Origin of the sequence: Maribacter polysaccharolyticus (assembly GCF_028882255.1) — a bacterium.
GTDB lineage: Bacteria > Bacteroidota > Bacteroidia > Flavobacteriales > Flavobacteriaceae > Maribacter_A > Maribacter_A polysaccharolyticus.
The window spans coordinates 247,715-263,031 of the sequence record NZ_JARBUY010000005.1; the positions used below are offsets into that span (position 1 = coordinate 247,715).

14 protein-coding genes are annotated in these 15,317 nt (G+C 35.3%); all 14 read left to right on the forward strand.

Annotated elements, in window-relative coordinates; genetic code table 11:
• Positions 1-317 precede the first annotated feature (317 nt).
• Positions 318-1,439 (forward strand): non-hydrolyzing UDP-N-acetylglucosamine 2-epimerase, encoded by a 1,122-nt coding sequence (gene wecB / locus PHU20_RS16740; protein WP_274826553.1) that lies wholly within the window; start codon positions 318-320, stop codon positions 1,437-1,439.
• The gene (gene wecC / locus PHU20_RS16745; RefSeq protein WP_274826554.1) at positions 1,439-2,650 is read left to right on the forward strand and encodes a UDP-N-acetyl-D-mannosamine dehydrogenase; all 1,212 of its coding nucleotides are present in this window, start codon (positions 1,439-1,441) and stop codon (positions 2,648-2,650) included. Before wecB (PHU20_RS16740) ends, wecC (PHU20_RS16745) begins: the two co-directional genes overlap by 1 nt.
• Positions 2,651-2,667: 17 nt before the next feature.
• The gene (locus PHU20_RS16750; RefSeq protein WP_274826555.1) at positions 2,668-3,738 is read left to right on the forward strand and encodes a glycosyltransferase family protein; all 1,071 of its coding nucleotides are present in this window, start codon (positions 2,668-2,670) and stop codon (positions 3,736-3,738) included.
• A gap of 62 nt (positions 3,739-3,800) precedes the next feature.
• The gene (gmd, locus tag PHU20_RS16755; protein ID WP_274826556.1) at positions 3,801-4,916 is read left to right on the forward strand and encodes a GDP-mannose 4,6-dehydratase; all 1,116 of its coding nucleotides are present in this window, start codon (positions 3,801-3,803) and stop codon (positions 4,914-4,916) included.
• Between the two features lie 215 nt (positions 4,917-5,131).
• A complete protein-coding gene (locus tag PHU20_RS16760) occupies positions 5,132-5,884 on the forward strand; it encodes a glycosyltransferase family 2 protein (protein ID WP_274826557.1) in 753 nt (250 codons plus the stop codon).
• A 231-nt stretch (positions 5,885-6,115) separates the two neighbouring features.
• Positions 6,116-7,024, forward strand: a complete 909-nt coding sequence (locus PHU20_RS16765) for an NAD-dependent epimerase/dehydratase family protein (protein ID WP_274826558.1) — start codon at positions 6,116-6,118, stop codon at positions 7,022-7,024.
• Between the two features lie 47 nt (positions 7,025-7,071).
• Complete coding sequence (locus PHU20_RS16770; RefSeq protein ID WP_274826559.1) at positions 7,072-8,028, forward strand: MraY family glycosyltransferase; 957 nt, start codon at positions 7,072-7,074, stop codon at positions 8,026-8,028.
• A gap of 320 nt (positions 8,029-8,348) precedes the next feature.
• Positions 8,349-9,470, forward strand: coding sequence for a non-hydrolyzing UDP-N-acetylglucosamine 2-epimerase (gene wecB, locus PHU20_RS16775; RefSeq protein WP_274826553.1), 1,122 nt, complete (start codon positions 8,349-8,351; stop codon positions 9,468-9,470).
• Entirely contained in the window at positions 9,470-10,681 is a 1,212-nt protein-coding gene (gene wecC / locus PHU20_RS16780) for a UDP-N-acetyl-D-mannosamine dehydrogenase (protein ID WP_274826560.1), read from the forward strand. Before wecB (PHU20_RS16775) ends, wecC (PHU20_RS16780) begins: the two co-directional genes overlap by 1 nt.
• Positions 10,682-10,889: 208 nt before the next feature.
• Positions 10,890-11,369 carry a hypothetical protein gene (locus PHU20_RS16785; RefSeq protein WP_274826561.1) on the forward strand — a complete coding sequence of 160 codons (480 nt, stop codon included), beginning with the start codon at positions 10,890-10,892 and terminating at the stop codon, positions 11,367-11,369.
• A gap of 171 nt (positions 11,370-11,540) precedes the next feature.
• Complete coding sequence (locus PHU20_RS16790; RefSeq protein WP_274826562.1) at positions 11,541-12,026, forward strand: hypothetical protein; 486 nt, start codon at positions 11,541-11,543, stop codon at positions 12,024-12,026.
• A gap of 429 nt (positions 12,027-12,455) precedes the next feature.
• Entirely contained in the window at positions 12,456-13,976 is a 1,521-nt protein-coding gene (locus tag PHU20_RS16795) for an amino acid adenylation domain-containing protein (RefSeq protein ID WP_274826563.1), read from the forward strand.
• A 39-nt stretch (positions 13,977-14,015) separates the two neighbouring features.
• Positions 14,016-14,249: an acyl carrier protein gene (locus tag PHU20_RS16800; RefSeq protein ID WP_274826564.1), complete on the forward strand. Its 234-nt coding sequence runs from the start codon at positions 14,016-14,018 to the stop codon at positions 14,247-14,249.
• On the forward strand, positions 14,246-15,316 hold the full coding sequence (locus PHU20_RS16805) for a 3-oxoacyl-ACP synthase III family protein (RefSeq protein ID WP_274826565.1): 1,071 nt from the start codon (positions 14,246-14,248) through the stop codon (positions 15,314-15,316). Before PHU20_RS16800 ends, PHU20_RS16805 begins: the two co-directional genes overlap by 4 nt.
• The last annotated feature ends 1 nt before the right edge of the window (position 15,317 follow it).

A 15,317-nucleotide genomic window follows, 5' to 3' on the forward strand; every position in this document is an offset into this window, starting at 1 on the left:
TTATTTTAATGTGTGGGAAAAATTATACTTATATAAATGATTTTTGGTCTTTTCAACTTTAATCCCATCTTAAAACATAGTACTGAATAGTAATTAATCATAGAGTATAAAATTGTTTTTAATGCCATTTTTAAGTTGAATTCATAATATAATTTATTACAGTATATTTCTGTTTGTCTTTGTTTTTTGGTATCACGGCTATTTAATTAGAGATAAATTACGACTATAAACTATATTGAACTCAATTTCAAGTTATTCCAATGGATTAATTTGAATTTTGATTAATTAAGAACCTTCAACAGTTACCCACTTTACGAATGAAAAAGAAAAACCTAATAATATTCGGAACAAGACCTGAAGCCATTAAAATGGCCCCTTTGGTTAAGGCTTTATTAAGAAATGATGTTTTTGAAACCAAAGTCTGTGTTACCGCACAACATCGTGAAATGCTCGATCAGGTACTGGATTTCTTCGAAATCACTCCGGATTACGATTTAGATTTAATGAAACCAGGTCAGAACCTCTACGGTCTAACTGCGGCCATAATTACTGGATTACAGCCCGTTCTCGAAGAATTCAATCCCGATTATGTTTATGTTCATGGGGATACCACCACCACCATGGGATCCAGTATTGCAGGGTTCTATTCTGGCGCCAAGGTATGTCATGTGGAAGCAGGTCTACGGACTTTTAACAAGAATTCCCCTTTTCCAGAGGAAATCAATAGAACCATAACGGGGCATATTGCGGATTATCATTTTGCCCCAACACAAACTTCGTTCGACAATTTACGGAATGAGGGCATTTCCAAAGAAAATATCTTAATCACAGGCAATACGGTTATTGATGCACTTTTCGAAAGCGTCAGCAAAGTTGACAACCTCGAGGATCTTGAAATACTAAATCTAAAGAGCGAGCTGGATTTTACTAAAAGGATCATTTTGGTCACGGGACATCGAAGGGAAAACCACGGGCAAGGATTTATCAATATTTGTAATGCCTTAAAAGAAATCGGGGAAAGGGTAGATAATGTACAGATCATCTATCCAGTGCATTTAAATCCAAAAGTACAGAAACCTGTTTATGATATTTTAGGTAAGCAAGAAAATATAAAATTAATCGCCCCACTTGCCTATCCGGCTTTTGTGTGGCTCATGAACAAATGCGAACTCGTTATAACGGATAGTGGTGGCGTACAGGAAGAAGCGCCAAGTTTGGGCAAACCCGTTCTCGTCATGCGTGACACTACCGAAAGGCCCGAAGCTGTTGATGCGGGTACAGTAATCCTGGTCGGTACGGATACAAAGAAAATCGTGAGTGAGACAATGGATCTTATGGGCAATACAGAGCGTTATAAAACTATGAGCAAACTTCATAACCCTTATGGAGATGGAAAGGCAAGTAAAAGAATTGTGGAATTTATAAAAAACTTAAATTAATGAACAATCCAGAAGCAGTAATAATAGGACTTGGCTATATTGGCCTGCCTACAGCAGCTTTAATAGCTGAAGGGGGAACCTATGTACATGGTGTTGACATCAACCAAAATGTGGTAGATACCATCAACAGGGGTGAAATTCATATCGTGGAGCCTTCATTGGATACATCTGTGTCGAACGCGGTAAGCAAGGGGTTTTTAAAGGCTGCCACAACACCAGTGGAGACCAAAACCTACCTAATTGTTGTACCGACCCCTTTTAAAGACAAACATGAACCTGATATATCTTTTGTTCAATCCGCAACTACTGCAATTCTACCATTACTGAAAGAAGGTGATTTGTACATCATTGAATCTACTTCACCGATTGGAACTACGGAAAAGATGATGACCTATATCTATGAAGAACGCCCAGAATTAAATGGAAAATTGCATATTGCATATTGTCCAGAACGGGTGTTACCAGGAAATGTCATGTATGAACTGGTGCATAATGACCGTGTCATAGGCGGCGTTAATGAGGCTTCAACAGAAAAAGCTGTAGCTTTTTACTCCAAATACGTTAAAGGTGAATTGCATAAAACCAATGCCCGGACCGCTGAAATGTGTAAATTGGTCGAAAACTCATCAAGAGACGTTCAAATAGCCTTTGCCAACGAATTGTCATTAATTTGTGATAGGGCCGATATTAATGTTTGGGAACTAATTAATTTAGCCAATCGGCACCCTAGGGTAAATATCTTACAACCAGGATGTGGTGTTGGAGGGCACTGCATAGCAGTTGATCCTTACTTCATTGTGGCTGATTACCCTATGGAATCGAAAATTATTGGGACTGCACGAGAAGTAAACAATTATAAATCTTTCTGGTGTGCTGAAAAAGTGCAAAATGCAAGATTAAAGTTTGAACTTCAACATGGAAGAAAACCCAAGATTGCACTAATGGGCCTTGCTTTTAAACCTGACATCGATGATTTAAGGGAGTCCCCTGCCAAATATATTGTACAACGTGTTTTACAAAATGCGAACAATGAGGAATATTATATCGTAGAACCCAATATTGAAGAACACAACGTTTTTAAATTAACCGACTATAAAACGGCTTATGAAAAGGCCGATATTGTTGTTTTCCTCGTTGCTCATAAAGAGTTTAAAAACCTACCAAAAGATTCAGAAAAGATGATGCTCGATTTTTGCGGGAACTTTAAATAACACACCTTTTATCTATCATGAATAGTATAAAAAAACAAAAACTTATAGTTTTGGCTCAATCCTTAGAACAACCGCGTGTTGTTAAAAGGATTCTTAAAATGTCACATAAATATGATTCTGTACATGTATATGGATTTTTAAGGGATATAAAAAATGTCGGTAATCATCTTTTATTAAAGAATCACCCAAAGATATATTTAGTTATAGTTCAGGAGATAGAAGATAAAAAATACTTTCGAAGATTTGTAGGTTTGTGTAAATTACTTTTTCTGGTTTACAAAGAATACGGCTTTGGAAAGAAAGAAGTTTATGTATTTGGATTGGATTTAAGATTATTAAGTTTTTTTATTGTTAAATCAAATATTACTTATGAAATAAGTGATATTATGTGGTTATATATTGAGAAACCTAAAAGGACAATCCTCGAGTACATTGATAAAAATTTAGCAAAGCTGTCATCAAAGGTAGTATTTACCTCATATGAGTTTTACAACAAATATTATAAAGGTTATGTTGCGAAGGAAAAAGTAACCATCGAAGAAAACAAGTTGGAAACATATGGCAAGGTAAAGCCGTCAGAAAAGTTCTTAACCGATCAAATCAGGATTGCCTATATTGGAGCTTTTCGATATAATGATATTATTAAAAAATTAATAGACATTGTCACATCAAATAAACACATTACCCTGAATTTCTATGGAGATGGATACGCTGAAACTCTTCATTTGATAAAAATAGCTAGCAATGAAAATTCAAATATATTTTATCACGGTGCCTTTAAAAATCCTAATGATTTACAACGTATTTATTCTGAGAATAATCTGAACTTCGTAGTCTATCAAAACACTTTAGAAAATGAGCAAGTTGCGATGCCCAATAAATATTATGAATCTGGATTCTTTAACATTCCAATTGTATGTGCATCTAAAACCTATGTGGGGAGAAGGACAGTACAAAATGGGATGGGCTGGATGGTAGACATTGACCAAAATTCTTTATCTAAATTTTTAACAGAACTAAAGATAGAAGATTTGTTACTGAAACACAATAAAATAAAAAAGCTTCCCAAAGATATGTTTGCAATTTGAGATTAATTCCATTACAATTATCCTCAAAAACAAACATCTTAAAATAATAAAATTGCAACGTCATGAAAAAAATCGCATTGATTACAGGGGTAACCGGTCAAGACGGTGCCTATCTAAGTGAATTTCTTCTAAAAAAAGGATATGAAGTACATGGACTCAAAAGACGGTCTTCACTTTTTAATACAGATCGCATAGATCATTTATACGAAGATCCGCATGTGGCACATCGAAAATTTTTTCTCCACTATGGGGATATGACCGATAGTACCAATTTAATTCGGTTAATCCAGGAAATCCAACCCAATGAAATTTATAATTTAGCTGCTATGAGCCATGTAGCAGTATCTTTTGAAACCCCAGAATATACAGGTAACGCAGACGGTTTAGGCACTTTGAGAATTCTAGATGCCGTGCGATTACTCGGTTTAGAGAAAAAAACCAGGATATACCAGGCATCTACATCTGAATTGTATGGAAAAGTGCAAGAGGTTCCGCAGACCGAAACAACTCCCTTTTACCCTAGAAGCCCCTATGCGGTGGCAAAAATGTACGCCTATTGGATTACTGTGAATTATAGGGAAGCTTATGATATTTTTGCTTGCAATGGCATCCTCTTTAACCATGAATCCCCTATTCGAGGGGAAACTTTCGTGACCCGTAAAATCACCAGGGCAACGGCCAAGATAGCATTGGGATTGCAAGATAAGCTTTACTTAGGTAACCTTGATGCGCAAAGGGATTGGGGCCATGCAAAGGACTATATTAGAATGATGTGGATGATTTTACAGGCCGATATAGCTGAGGATTGGGTCATTGCAACGGGGACAACTACTCCGGTTAGGGAATTCGTTAGGATGAGTTTTGCAGAAGTGGGTATTGAATTGGAATTTAAGGGAAAAGGCGCTGAAGAAAAAGGCTATGTGTCGGCTTGCCATAACCCTAATTACGCCCTACCTATTGGTAAAGAAGTTTTGAGTGTTGACCCCAAATACTTTAGACCCACCGAAGTAGACCTTTTAATTGGAGATGCCTCAAAAGCAAAAAGAAAATTAGGTTGGGTCCCTGAGTATGATTTACAGGCACTGGTAAAAGATATGATGCATAGCGATATCCGATTAATGAAAAAAGAAAACTTCTTAAAAAAAGGAGGGTATAAAATCATGAATTATTTTGAATAGAATTGGCAGCAAGTCTTTAATTGTTTTACCTAAATCAATACAGATGCGAAAACCCACGTACATATCCGATATAATATCCTTATGGATGGAAAGAGGTAGTGTCCTTCAAGACATATCCAAACTATATTTATAACATCTAGGTTATTTGAATAATTGCTGAATCAAACCTTTCCGACAAAACACAAATCTGGAACAGAATACATAAAAGCCAAAACATGAAGGTTAGTATTATAACGGGAACTTACAACAGCGAAAAATATATCGGCGACTGTCTTAGTAGCATCTTTATGCAAGACTACCCGGATATTGAACATATTATTATCGATGGGTCTTCAAAAGACCGTACTCTTAAGGTAATCAAAAACACAAAAAATCGTGTTAGCAAAGTGATTTCCGAACCGGATGAAGGAATCTATGATGCGATGAACAAGGGAATTCGATTGGCACAAGGTGAAATTATAGGAATTTTAAATTCAGACGATTTTTATAATTCAAACAGCGTTATTTCTACTGTGGTGAAAGCGTTTAAAGAAAGTCAAGCCGATTGTATTTACGGTAACCTTTACTATGTAAAACCCGATGATCCCTCGGTAGTCGTTCGTAAATGGGTTACTGGTCCTTACAATGAAAAATATGGATTTCGTTGGGGATGGCATCCCGCCCACCCCAGTTTCTTTGTTAGGAAAGATGTTTATGAAAAATACGGTTGTTTTCAGACCGATCATAAAATCTCAGCAGATTTCGAACTGATGTTGCGATTTATAGAACGTTTTAAGGTAAAAACCAGCTACTTGGAATATCCTATGGTGCGTATGCGGCTAGGTGGTGAAAGCAGTAGTGGATTAAAAAGTCATTTTATTGGTAATAAAGAGTGTTATAGGGCATTTAAACGGAATAATATCCCTATCCCTTGGTTTTATCCAATAGTGCGAGTCGGTTCTAAATTGAATCAATATTTCAATCATTAATTTTATTTATATTAAAGATTAAAATTCTGACGTTCATAATTTGCAGTCGTGAAAACATTGGGTGGTTTGCCAAAATGGAAAACCCAATAAGCAAATATAATTATTAATCAAACTAAAGGAAAAACAAGAAGGTAATACAAGAAAGAAAAGAAAACCTTATTATTTATAAGTTTCTTTGTTCTAAAGACCATATTTAGAGAGATATGATCAAATAGCTAATAATCAATAATAATGAAAGTATTACTGACCGGTGCATCGGGATTTTTGGGAGTTTCAATACTAAAGGAATTCACTAAGCTAGGATACAAAGTAGATACGCTTGGGAGATCCACTAAAGATACCTTTAATGTAGATTTGACTCATCTTGAAAAACCATTAAAAACCGCATATGATTTGGTGGTACACGCTGCAGGCAAGGCCCATTTCGTGCCTAAAAATATTGAAGAAGAAAATCTTTTTTACACTGTTAATGTCAAGGGAACCGAAAACTTATTAAGGTGTTTAACCCCTCCACCGAAGTATTTTGTTTTTATAAGTTCCGTTTCAGTATATGGCGTGGACCATGGGAACAATATAAATGAGAATCATCCTTTACAAGCAAATACTGCATATGGAAAGAGTAAAATCATTGCGGAACGTACCATCCAAGATTGGGCGGCATTGAACAATGTTAAAGTCACGCTCTTAAGATTACCTCTATTAATAGGTGAAAATCCAAAAGGTAACCTAAAAACCATGATAAATGCCATACAAAAAGGATACTATTTTAATATCGGTAAAGGAAATATCAAAAAGTCAATGGTATTAAATGATGACGTTGTGCATTTTATTCCAAAAATAATGACCCTAGGAGGTATTTACAATTTAACTGATGGTTATTCGCCTTCATTTAAAGAACTTTCCGATACGATTTCAAATCATTATTCAACCAAAAAAGCGTTTTCAATAAATCATCGAATTATAAAACCAGTTGCCGTGGTTGGGGATTTGATCGAAAAAGTAACTAAAATCAAAATGCCGATCAACAGTTTAAAACTTAAAAAAATAACTAAACCATTGACCTATAACGACGAGAAGGCAAGAGCAGTAGGTTGGAATCCTAGGGAAGTCCTTAAAAACAAAAATCTCTGGTTAAAGTAAACAACAATACAAAAGAAGGATACGAAATAGCTTGATATTAAATAGATATGAGCCCATTACTTATTTACATTATTACAACCATAGCCCTGTTTATTTTTGCTTACGCTTATATCAGTGTTGCTAAAAAATGGGGTATTATTGATGTCCCCAACGAGAGAAGTTCACATAGTCTAAAAACTATTCGGGGTGGTGGAGTAATTTTTGTTTTAGCACTTATCATATATTTTATAACTCATTCTTTTAGTTATCCGTTTTTGGCTATAGCCATAGCTATTTTGGCAATTATTAGTTTTATCGATGATATTAAGTCCCTTGGTACGGGTATACGCCTCATTTTTCAGTTTCTAGGCATAAACCTTATTTTTTACCAACTAAATCTCTTTCAATTACCGTTCTGGTATCTGATTCCTATTTTTATTTTTTGTTTAGGAATGCTGAATATTTTCAATTTTATGGATGGTATCAATGGTATTACCGGGTTTTACACATTGGTCACCATTGGCACACTTATCTATATCAATCATCTTAGTCTCTTTATAGATAATGACCTATTGATTTATGCCTTTATTGGAGTAGCAGTGTTCGGATTTTTTAATTTCCGGAAAAAGGCAATCTTTTTTGCGGGTGATATAGGTAGTATAACAATTGGGGTTTTCTTGCTTTTTTTATTGTTATATTTTTCCTTTCAATTAAATACCTTTGTTCCATTACTTTTTATTTCTGTATATTTCGTAGATGGGGGGGTAACAATTCTAGAAAGACTCTTAAGAAAAGAGAATATATTCAAACCCCACAAAAGTCATTTATATCAAAAACTTACTCAGAAAACAAAATTAACTCACTTGCAGGTTGCCGCTGTATATGCTTCTATTCAATTTTGCGTTAATTTTATTACCATTTTTCTGATTTTCGAAGAAGTAATAAACCCATACCTTCTCTCTTTACTTCTGCTTTTATCCCTTACTCTTGTGAATATCATCGTTAAACGTAAGTTAAAAAATTAAATTTACATTTTTTTAAATTCCTTATTGGAAATAACATAATTTTAAAACTGCTATTTTAGTCTTTTAAAAATCGATATTAACGGAAAATTGTAGAATTTAGAGTTGTCCTTAAAAGGGTAAAGTTACACCATTGTTAAGTTGAATTCATAATATAATTTATTACAGTATATTTCTGTTTGTCTTTGTTTTTTGGTATCACGGCTATTTAATTAGAGATAAATTACGACTATAAACTATATTGAACTCAATTTCAAGTTATTCCAATGGATTAATTTGAATTTTGATTAATTAAGAACCTTCAACAGTTACCCACTTTACGAATGAAAAAGAAAAACCTAATAATATTCGGAACAAGACCTGAAGCCATTAAAATGGCCCCTTTGGTTAAGGCTTTATTAAGAAATGATGTTTTTGAAACCAAAGTCTGTGTTACCGCACAACATCGTGAAATGCTCGATCAGGTACTGGATTTCTTCGAAATCACTCCGGATTACGATTTAGATTTAATGAAACCAGGTCAGAACCTCTACGGTCTAACTGCGGCCATAATTACTGGATTACAGCCCGTTCTCGAAGAATTCAATCCCGATTATGTTTATGTTCATGGGGATACCACCACCACCATGGGATCCAGTATTGCAGGGTTCTATTCTGGCGCCAAGGTATGTCATGTGGAAGCAGGTCTACGGACTTTTAACAAGAATTCCCCTTTTCCAGAGGAAATCAATAGAACCATAACGGGGCATATTGCGGATTATCATTTTGCCCCAACACAAACTTCGTTCGACAATTTACGGAATGAGGGCATTTCCAAAGAAAATATCTTAATCACAGGCAATACGGTTATTGATGCACTTTTCGAAAGCGTCAGCAAAGTTGACAACCTCGAGGATCTTGAAATACTAAATCTAAAGAGCGAGCTGGATTTTACTAAAAGGATCATTTTGGTCACGGGACATCGAAGGGAAAACCACGGGCAAGGATTTATCAATATTTGTAATGCCTTAAAAGAAATCGGGGAAAGGGTAGATAATGTACAGATCATCTATCCAGTGCATTTAAATCCAAAAGTACAGAAACCTGTTTATGATATTTTAGGTAAGCAAGAAAATATAAAATTAATCGCCCCACTTGCCTATCCGGCTTTTGTGTGGCTCATGAACAAATGCGAACTCGTTATAACGGATAGTGGTGGCGTACAGGAAGAAGCGCCAAGTTTGGGCAAACCCGTTCTCGTCATGCGTGACACTACCGAAAGGCCCGAAGCTGTTGATGCGGGTACAGTAATCCTGGTCGGTACGGATACAAAGAAAATCGTGAGTGAGACAATGGATCTTATGGGCAATACAGAGCGTTATAAAACTATGAGCAAACTTCATAACCCTTATGGAGATGGAAAGGCAAGTAAAAGAATTGTGGAATTTATAAAAAACTTAAATTAATGAACAATCCAGAAGCAGTAATAATAGGACTTGGCTATATTGGCCTGCCTACAGCAGCTTTAATAGCTGAAGGGGGAACCTATGTACATGGTGTTGACATCAACCAAAATGTGGTAGATACCATCAACAGGGGTGAAATTCATATCGTGGAGCCTTCATTGGATACATCTGTGTCGAACGCGGTAAGCAAGGGGTTTTTAAAGGCTGCCACAACACCAGTGGAGACCAAAACCTACCTAATTGTTGTACCGACCCCTTTTAAAGACAAACATGAACCTGATATATCTTTTGTTCAATCCGCAACTACTGCAATTCTACCATTACTGAAAGAAGGTGATTTGTACATCATTGAATCTACTTCACCGATTGGAACTACGGAAAAGATGATGACCTATATCTATGAAGAACGCCCAGAATTAAATGGAAAATTGCATATTGCATATTGTCCAGAACGGGTGTTACCAGGAAATGTCATGTATGAACTGGTGCATAATGACCGTGTCATAGGCGGCGTTAATGAGGCTTCAACAGAAAAAGCTGTAGCTTTTTACTCCAAATACGTTAAAGGTGAATTGCATAAAACCAATGCCCGGACCGCTGAAATGTGTAAATTGGTCGAAAACTCATCAAGAGACGTTCAAATAGCCTTTGCCAACGAATTGTCATTAATTTGTGATAGGGCCGATATTAATGTTTGGGAACTAATTAATTTAGCCAATCGGCACCCTAGGGTAAATATCTTACAACCAGGATGTGGTGTTGGAGGGCACTGCATAGCAGTTGATCCTTACTTCATTGTGGCTGATTACCCTATGGAATCGAAAATTATTGGGACTGCACGAGAAGTAAACAATTATAAATCTTTCTGGTGTGCTGAAAAAGTGCAAAATGCAAGATTAAAGTTTGAACTTCAACATGGAAGAAAACCCAAGATTGCACTAATGGGCCTTGCTTTTAAACCTGACATCGATGATTTAAGGGAGTCCCCTGCCAAATATATTGTACAACGTGTTTTACAAAATGCGAACAATGAGGAATATTATATCGTAGAACCCAATATTGAAGAACACAACGTTTTTAAATTAACCGACTATAAAACGGCTTATGAAAAGGCCGATATTGTTGTTTTCCTCGTTGCTCATAAAGAGTTTAAAAACCTACCAAAAGATTCAGAAAAGATGATGCTCGATTTTTGCGGAGTATACAAGTAGATTTTCATTTTATTGATTTGTATATTTCAATTTAGAATTGCTAATAAAATTTTGGTCCATTATCGAATATTTACGGTTTTTAACTCAAAAATTATCCATAAAAAATTAAAATTGTATACTTTTTAATAATATTTGGACTATAATATCATTATAAGAATAGACTAGCAGCACTTCAAAATCATGAATTAAGTTATTTAAATTAATCGAAATGAAAAAAGATTATTTAGAAAAGGTACGAACCATCGATAGCATTATAAAAGCAACTTATGATTCTATGGGAGGTGAACCAGGAGACCAAAGGGATTGGGATTTATACAAATTCCTATATCATCCTAATGGTCAGATGATTCGCTATGAAAACGATTTTATAGACGGAGAAGTAAGGCCACAATACATGTCTCCAGATGACTTTGTAAACTCAATTGGAAAGTGGATTCAAACCGTGCGGAAAACAGGTTTTTATGAACGAGAAATTCATCGAATCACCAAAGTCTACGGTAATACTGCACACGTTTGGAGTACTTGCGAATCTTTTCATAGTAAAAAAGACATGAAAGAAAACAAACCCTATGTAAAAAATGTGCATAGTGTACAATTAGCTTTTTACAAAGAAAGATGGTGGGTTCTTAGTATGTATTGGTCACGAGAAACAGAGGAATTTCCAATTCCAAAAGAATTTCTGGAATAACACTTTCACATTTTAAAACTAAATTCTTCTAAAATGTAGTTTTAGATAATGGATAATCAAGTCTATCTTTTTTAAAAAACTATAACTAGTAAAAAACTAACAGGATGCCTGTTCTATTTTCGAATTACATTTATTCCTGAATAAATTTATAACATAAATAATAAAACAATTATGAAAGAAGAGTATTTAAAGAGTGTTCAAACTATGGATGATATCATAAAAACTTCTTATGCCTGTATAGGGGGAAAAGCATATGAACCTAGAGATTGGGATTTCTATAGATTTTTATTTCATCCAGAAGGAAAATTAATCCGATATGAAAATGATATGGAAGGCGTATTAAGACCTCAGTTTTTATCTCCAGACGACTATATTAATGGTATTGGAAAATGGATGGAAACTAAGCGGACAACAGGCTTTTATGAAAGGGAAATAGGCAGGGTCGAAGAAATTTATGGTAACATAGCGCATGTCATAAGTACTTGTGAATCTTTTCATAGTTTAGAGGAGATGGAAGCCAATACGCCTTATGTGAGAAATGTTCACAGTATTCAATTAGCTTATCATGAAGAAAGATGGTGGATTCTTAATATGTATTGGCAACGTGTTACCCCAGAATTTCCCCTCCCTGAAAAATATTTGAAGTATAGCAAATAAGACTGGCCTTGAAATTATCAATTATACAAAAACGTTACCTTGTAGCGCGCTTGTATAATTGATAATTCATAATCATTTAGTATAGGATTACACATACAAGGGTTGTCTGGGATGACCTGAAATGGAAAAAGTTTATATGATGTTCTACCAGTGGCTTCATTAACATGATTTCCAACTCTTGCAACAATTTTTTGTAGTATGACTAGTATAACAGAATTTTTTCAACAATAATTCAAAAAGCGATTCAATTCAGGTCGAAATAAGTTATTTTTATACTATGGATAGCTTGATTCCTAAACACATTTAAGATATTGATTAATTGACGGAAATGTAGCCCAAGGTAACACGATATGATATAAATATTCCGTTTAGTTATTTAAAAAACCAAACCAAATAACAATTGAACTTTTTGTATAAAATACTCCAATTATGTTAAAGATCAATTTAATTGAATATTTTGAAAATACCGCCGATTCATTTCCCGATAAATTAGCCCTTGTCGACAGTACCTCCCAATTATCTTTCCACGCGTTAAAGCAAAAGGCAAAACGTATCGCAACCCAAATAACCAAAGAGAGCCATACGATCAAAAGACCTGTTGCCATTTATTTACCCAAGACCAATGATGCCATTGCTTCATTTTTAGGCACTATGTATAGTGGTAATTGCTATACTCCATTGGATACGAAGAATCCTGTCCCAAGAATTGAAGCGATCTTAAAAGCATTGAACCCATCTTGCATAGTAACAAATGACAGGTTTATTGCCAACATTGAAAAATGTAATTTAGATATTAAGGTCATCAACCTAGATCAATTGGATGAAGGACAAAAAATTGACGAAAATTTTAATTATCGAAAATGTATAGATACCGATCCTGCATATATTTTGCACACCTCGGGTTCTACGGGGGTACCAAAAGGGGTAGTTATTTCACATCTATCCATTATCGATTATATAAATTGGGTTGTTGACACCTTCGATATCACCGAAAAAGAAAAAATCGGCAATCAGACCCCATTCATTTTTGATATGTCCACCTTAGACATCTATCTAATGATCTTTAAAGGTGCAACACTCTATATAATTCCCGAACAGAAGTTCATGTTTCCTGCTACGTTGTTGGACTATATAAACGAAAATGAAATAAACTTTATTTTTTGGGTTCCATCGGTGTTGGTCAATATCGCAAATCTTAAACTTCTAGGTCCGATTAAAATTCCGACCATCAAAAAAGTATTATTTGGTGGAGAAGTCATGCCTCCCAAGCATTTGGGCTATTGGATAAATAATTTAGATAAAAATGTTGTTTATGGCAATATGTATGGGCCTACAGAAATTACAGGAACCTGTGTTTGCCATATTGTCGATGACACGTTCAATGAAAACGAATCCCTTCCTATTGGTAAGCCGTGTAGAAATACCGACATATTGGTTCTAAATGAAAAGGATGAACTTTGCAAAGTAGGTGAGAAAGGTGAATTATGCGTTAGAGGATCCTCACTTGCCTTGGGATATTGGAATAATCTTGAAAAAACCAATGCCGTTTTTGTTCAAAACCCCTTGAACAAATCGATACCGGAAAGAATCTATAGAACCGGTGATATCGCTTTTTTAAATGAAAAAGGGGAATATATTTATATAGGCAGAAAAGATTTTCAAATAAAATTATCGGGGTATAGAATTGATTTAGGGGAAATAGAACACTATATTTTAAGTGTTTTTGACACTATAAATGCAGGGGTATTCTTTGATAAGGCGAAAAGTGAGATTGTTTTGATTTACGAGTCAGGGAACGAAATATCCGTAAAGGAATTCAGATCAAAATTAGCACAGGTCCTATCTAAACATATGATACCCACAAGGTATATTAAAATGGATATTTTACCTAAATCAACAACCGGAAAAATAGACAGGGCATTATTGAACAAAAAAATCAATAACGCATAAAACGATAATAGAAAGAAGTATTAATCAATTATAGTTAGTTTGAAAAAAAAAATATTAGACTTTTTAACCGAAATTAGACCGGAGTTCGACTTTGCAGCATCCAGTAATTTCATTGAAGAGGGAATGTTGGACTCATTTGACATTGTTAGTTTGGTTGCCTCACTGGATGAAGAATATGGAATTTCGATTGACGGAACGGAAATTTTACCGGAAAATTTTTCCAATGTCGATAGTATTTATCAATTGCTAATTAAAAACGGTGTTACGGAATGAACCTAAAATTTCACAATAAAAAAATTACAGGCATCCTAACTGTATTGCCTGAAAACGAAGTCAATTTTGACGACGAGATCGATAACTACGACTTCTCTAGGGGTCAATCCATGAAACTTAAATTGATCATGGGGTATGGTAAGCGCAGGGTGGTAAAAGAAGGGACGACGGCTTCGGATCTATGCATTTTTGGCCTAAATTATCTTTTTGATAATGATCTTTTGAAAAAGGATGACATCGATGCGATGGTCTTGGTGACCCAGTCCCCCGACCATTTTGTGCCGGCAACAAGTCATATCATTCAAGGAAAGCTCGATTTAAAACGGGATATGATCTGTCTCGATATCAATCAAGCCTGTTCTGGCTACCCTATTGGACTCAACCAAGCTTTTATGTTGTTGGAACAGGAGGAGGTGAACAAAGTAGTGGTATTGAACGCCGATACAATGAGCCAAAAGGTTTCTGTTAAGGATAGGGGCAGTAGACCATTGACCGGTGATGCCGCTGCCATTACAATTGTCGAAAATAGTACATCCGAAAACACCATATATGGCACTACAAAAGTAGATGGAAAAGGTGCTGAAGCCTTGATCATCCCTGCAGGTGGTTTCAGGATGCCATCCACTCCGGAAACCGCGGAATTAGAAACCGATAAAAGCGGAAATTCAAGATCTTTGGATCATTTGGTAATGAAAGGGGATGACATTTTCACATTTGTTCAACAAGAAGTCCCCCCCATGATCGATCATTTATTGGCGATGGCCAATTGTGATAAAGAAGAAATAGATTATTACATGTTTCATCAACCCAATAAATTCATGCTAAAAAAACTTGCTGATAAAATGGGGGTGCCCTATAGTAAAATGCCGAATAATGTTGTTGAGAATTTTGGTAACGCTAGCGGTGTTTCCATTCCTACCGCCATTACCTTTAATTTAAGTGGGCAACTGGTCAAAGATTCCTATTTAATGTGTTTAGCCGGATTTGGGGCTGGTCTGAGTTGGACCTCATTACTTATGAATATTGGTAATTTGGATTTTTGTGAAACTATTGATTACAAGATTTAAT

Excerpts from the sequence above, each read along its gene's own strand:
- wecB (WP_274826553.1), top strand. The coding sequence starts at position 318 with ATGAAAAAGAAAAACCTAATAATATTCGGAACAAGACCTGAAGCCATT.
- wecC (WP_274826554.1), top strand. The coding sequence starts at position 1,439 with ATGAACAATCCAGAAGCAGTAATAATAGGACTTGGCTATATTGGCCTG.
- PHU20_RS16750 (WP_274826555.1), top strand. The coding sequence starts at position 2,668 with ATGAATAGTATAAAAAAACAAAAACTTATAGTTTTGGCTCAATCCTTA.
- gmd (WP_274826556.1), top strand. The coding sequence starts at position 3,801 with ATGAAAAAAATCGCATTGATTACAGGGGTAACCGGTCAAGACGGTGCC.
- PHU20_RS16760 (WP_274826557.1), top strand. The coding sequence starts at position 5,132 with ATGAAGGTTAGTATTATAACGGGAACTTACAACAGCGAAAAATATATC.
- PHU20_RS16765 (WP_274826558.1), top strand. The coding sequence starts at position 6,116 with ATGAAAGTATTACTGACCGGTGCATCGGGATTTTTGGGAGTTTCAATA.
- PHU20_RS16770 (WP_274826559.1), top strand. The coding sequence starts at position 7,072 with ATGAGCCCATTACTTATTTACATTATTACAACCATAGCCCTGTTTATT.
- wecB (WP_274826553.1), top strand. The coding sequence starts at position 8,349 with ATGAAAAAGAAAAACCTAATAATATTCGGAACAAGACCTGAAGCCATT.
- wecC (WP_274826560.1), top strand. The coding sequence starts at position 9,470 with ATGAACAATCCAGAAGCAGTAATAATAGGACTTGGCTATATTGGCCTG.
- PHU20_RS16785 (WP_274826561.1), top strand. The coding sequence starts at position 10,890 with ATGAAAAAAGATTATTTAGAAAAGGTACGAACCATCGATAGCATTATA.
- PHU20_RS16790 (WP_274826562.1), top strand. The coding sequence starts at position 11,541 with ATGAAAGAAGAGTATTTAAAGAGTGTTCAAACTATGGATGATATCATA.
- PHU20_RS16795 (WP_274826563.1), top strand. The coding sequence starts at position 12,456 with ATGTTAAAGATCAATTTAATTGAATATTTTGAAAATACCGCCGATTCA.
- PHU20_RS16805 (WP_274826565.1), top strand. The coding sequence starts at position 14,246 with ATGAACCTAAAATTTCACAATAAAAAAATTACAGGCATCCTAACTGTA.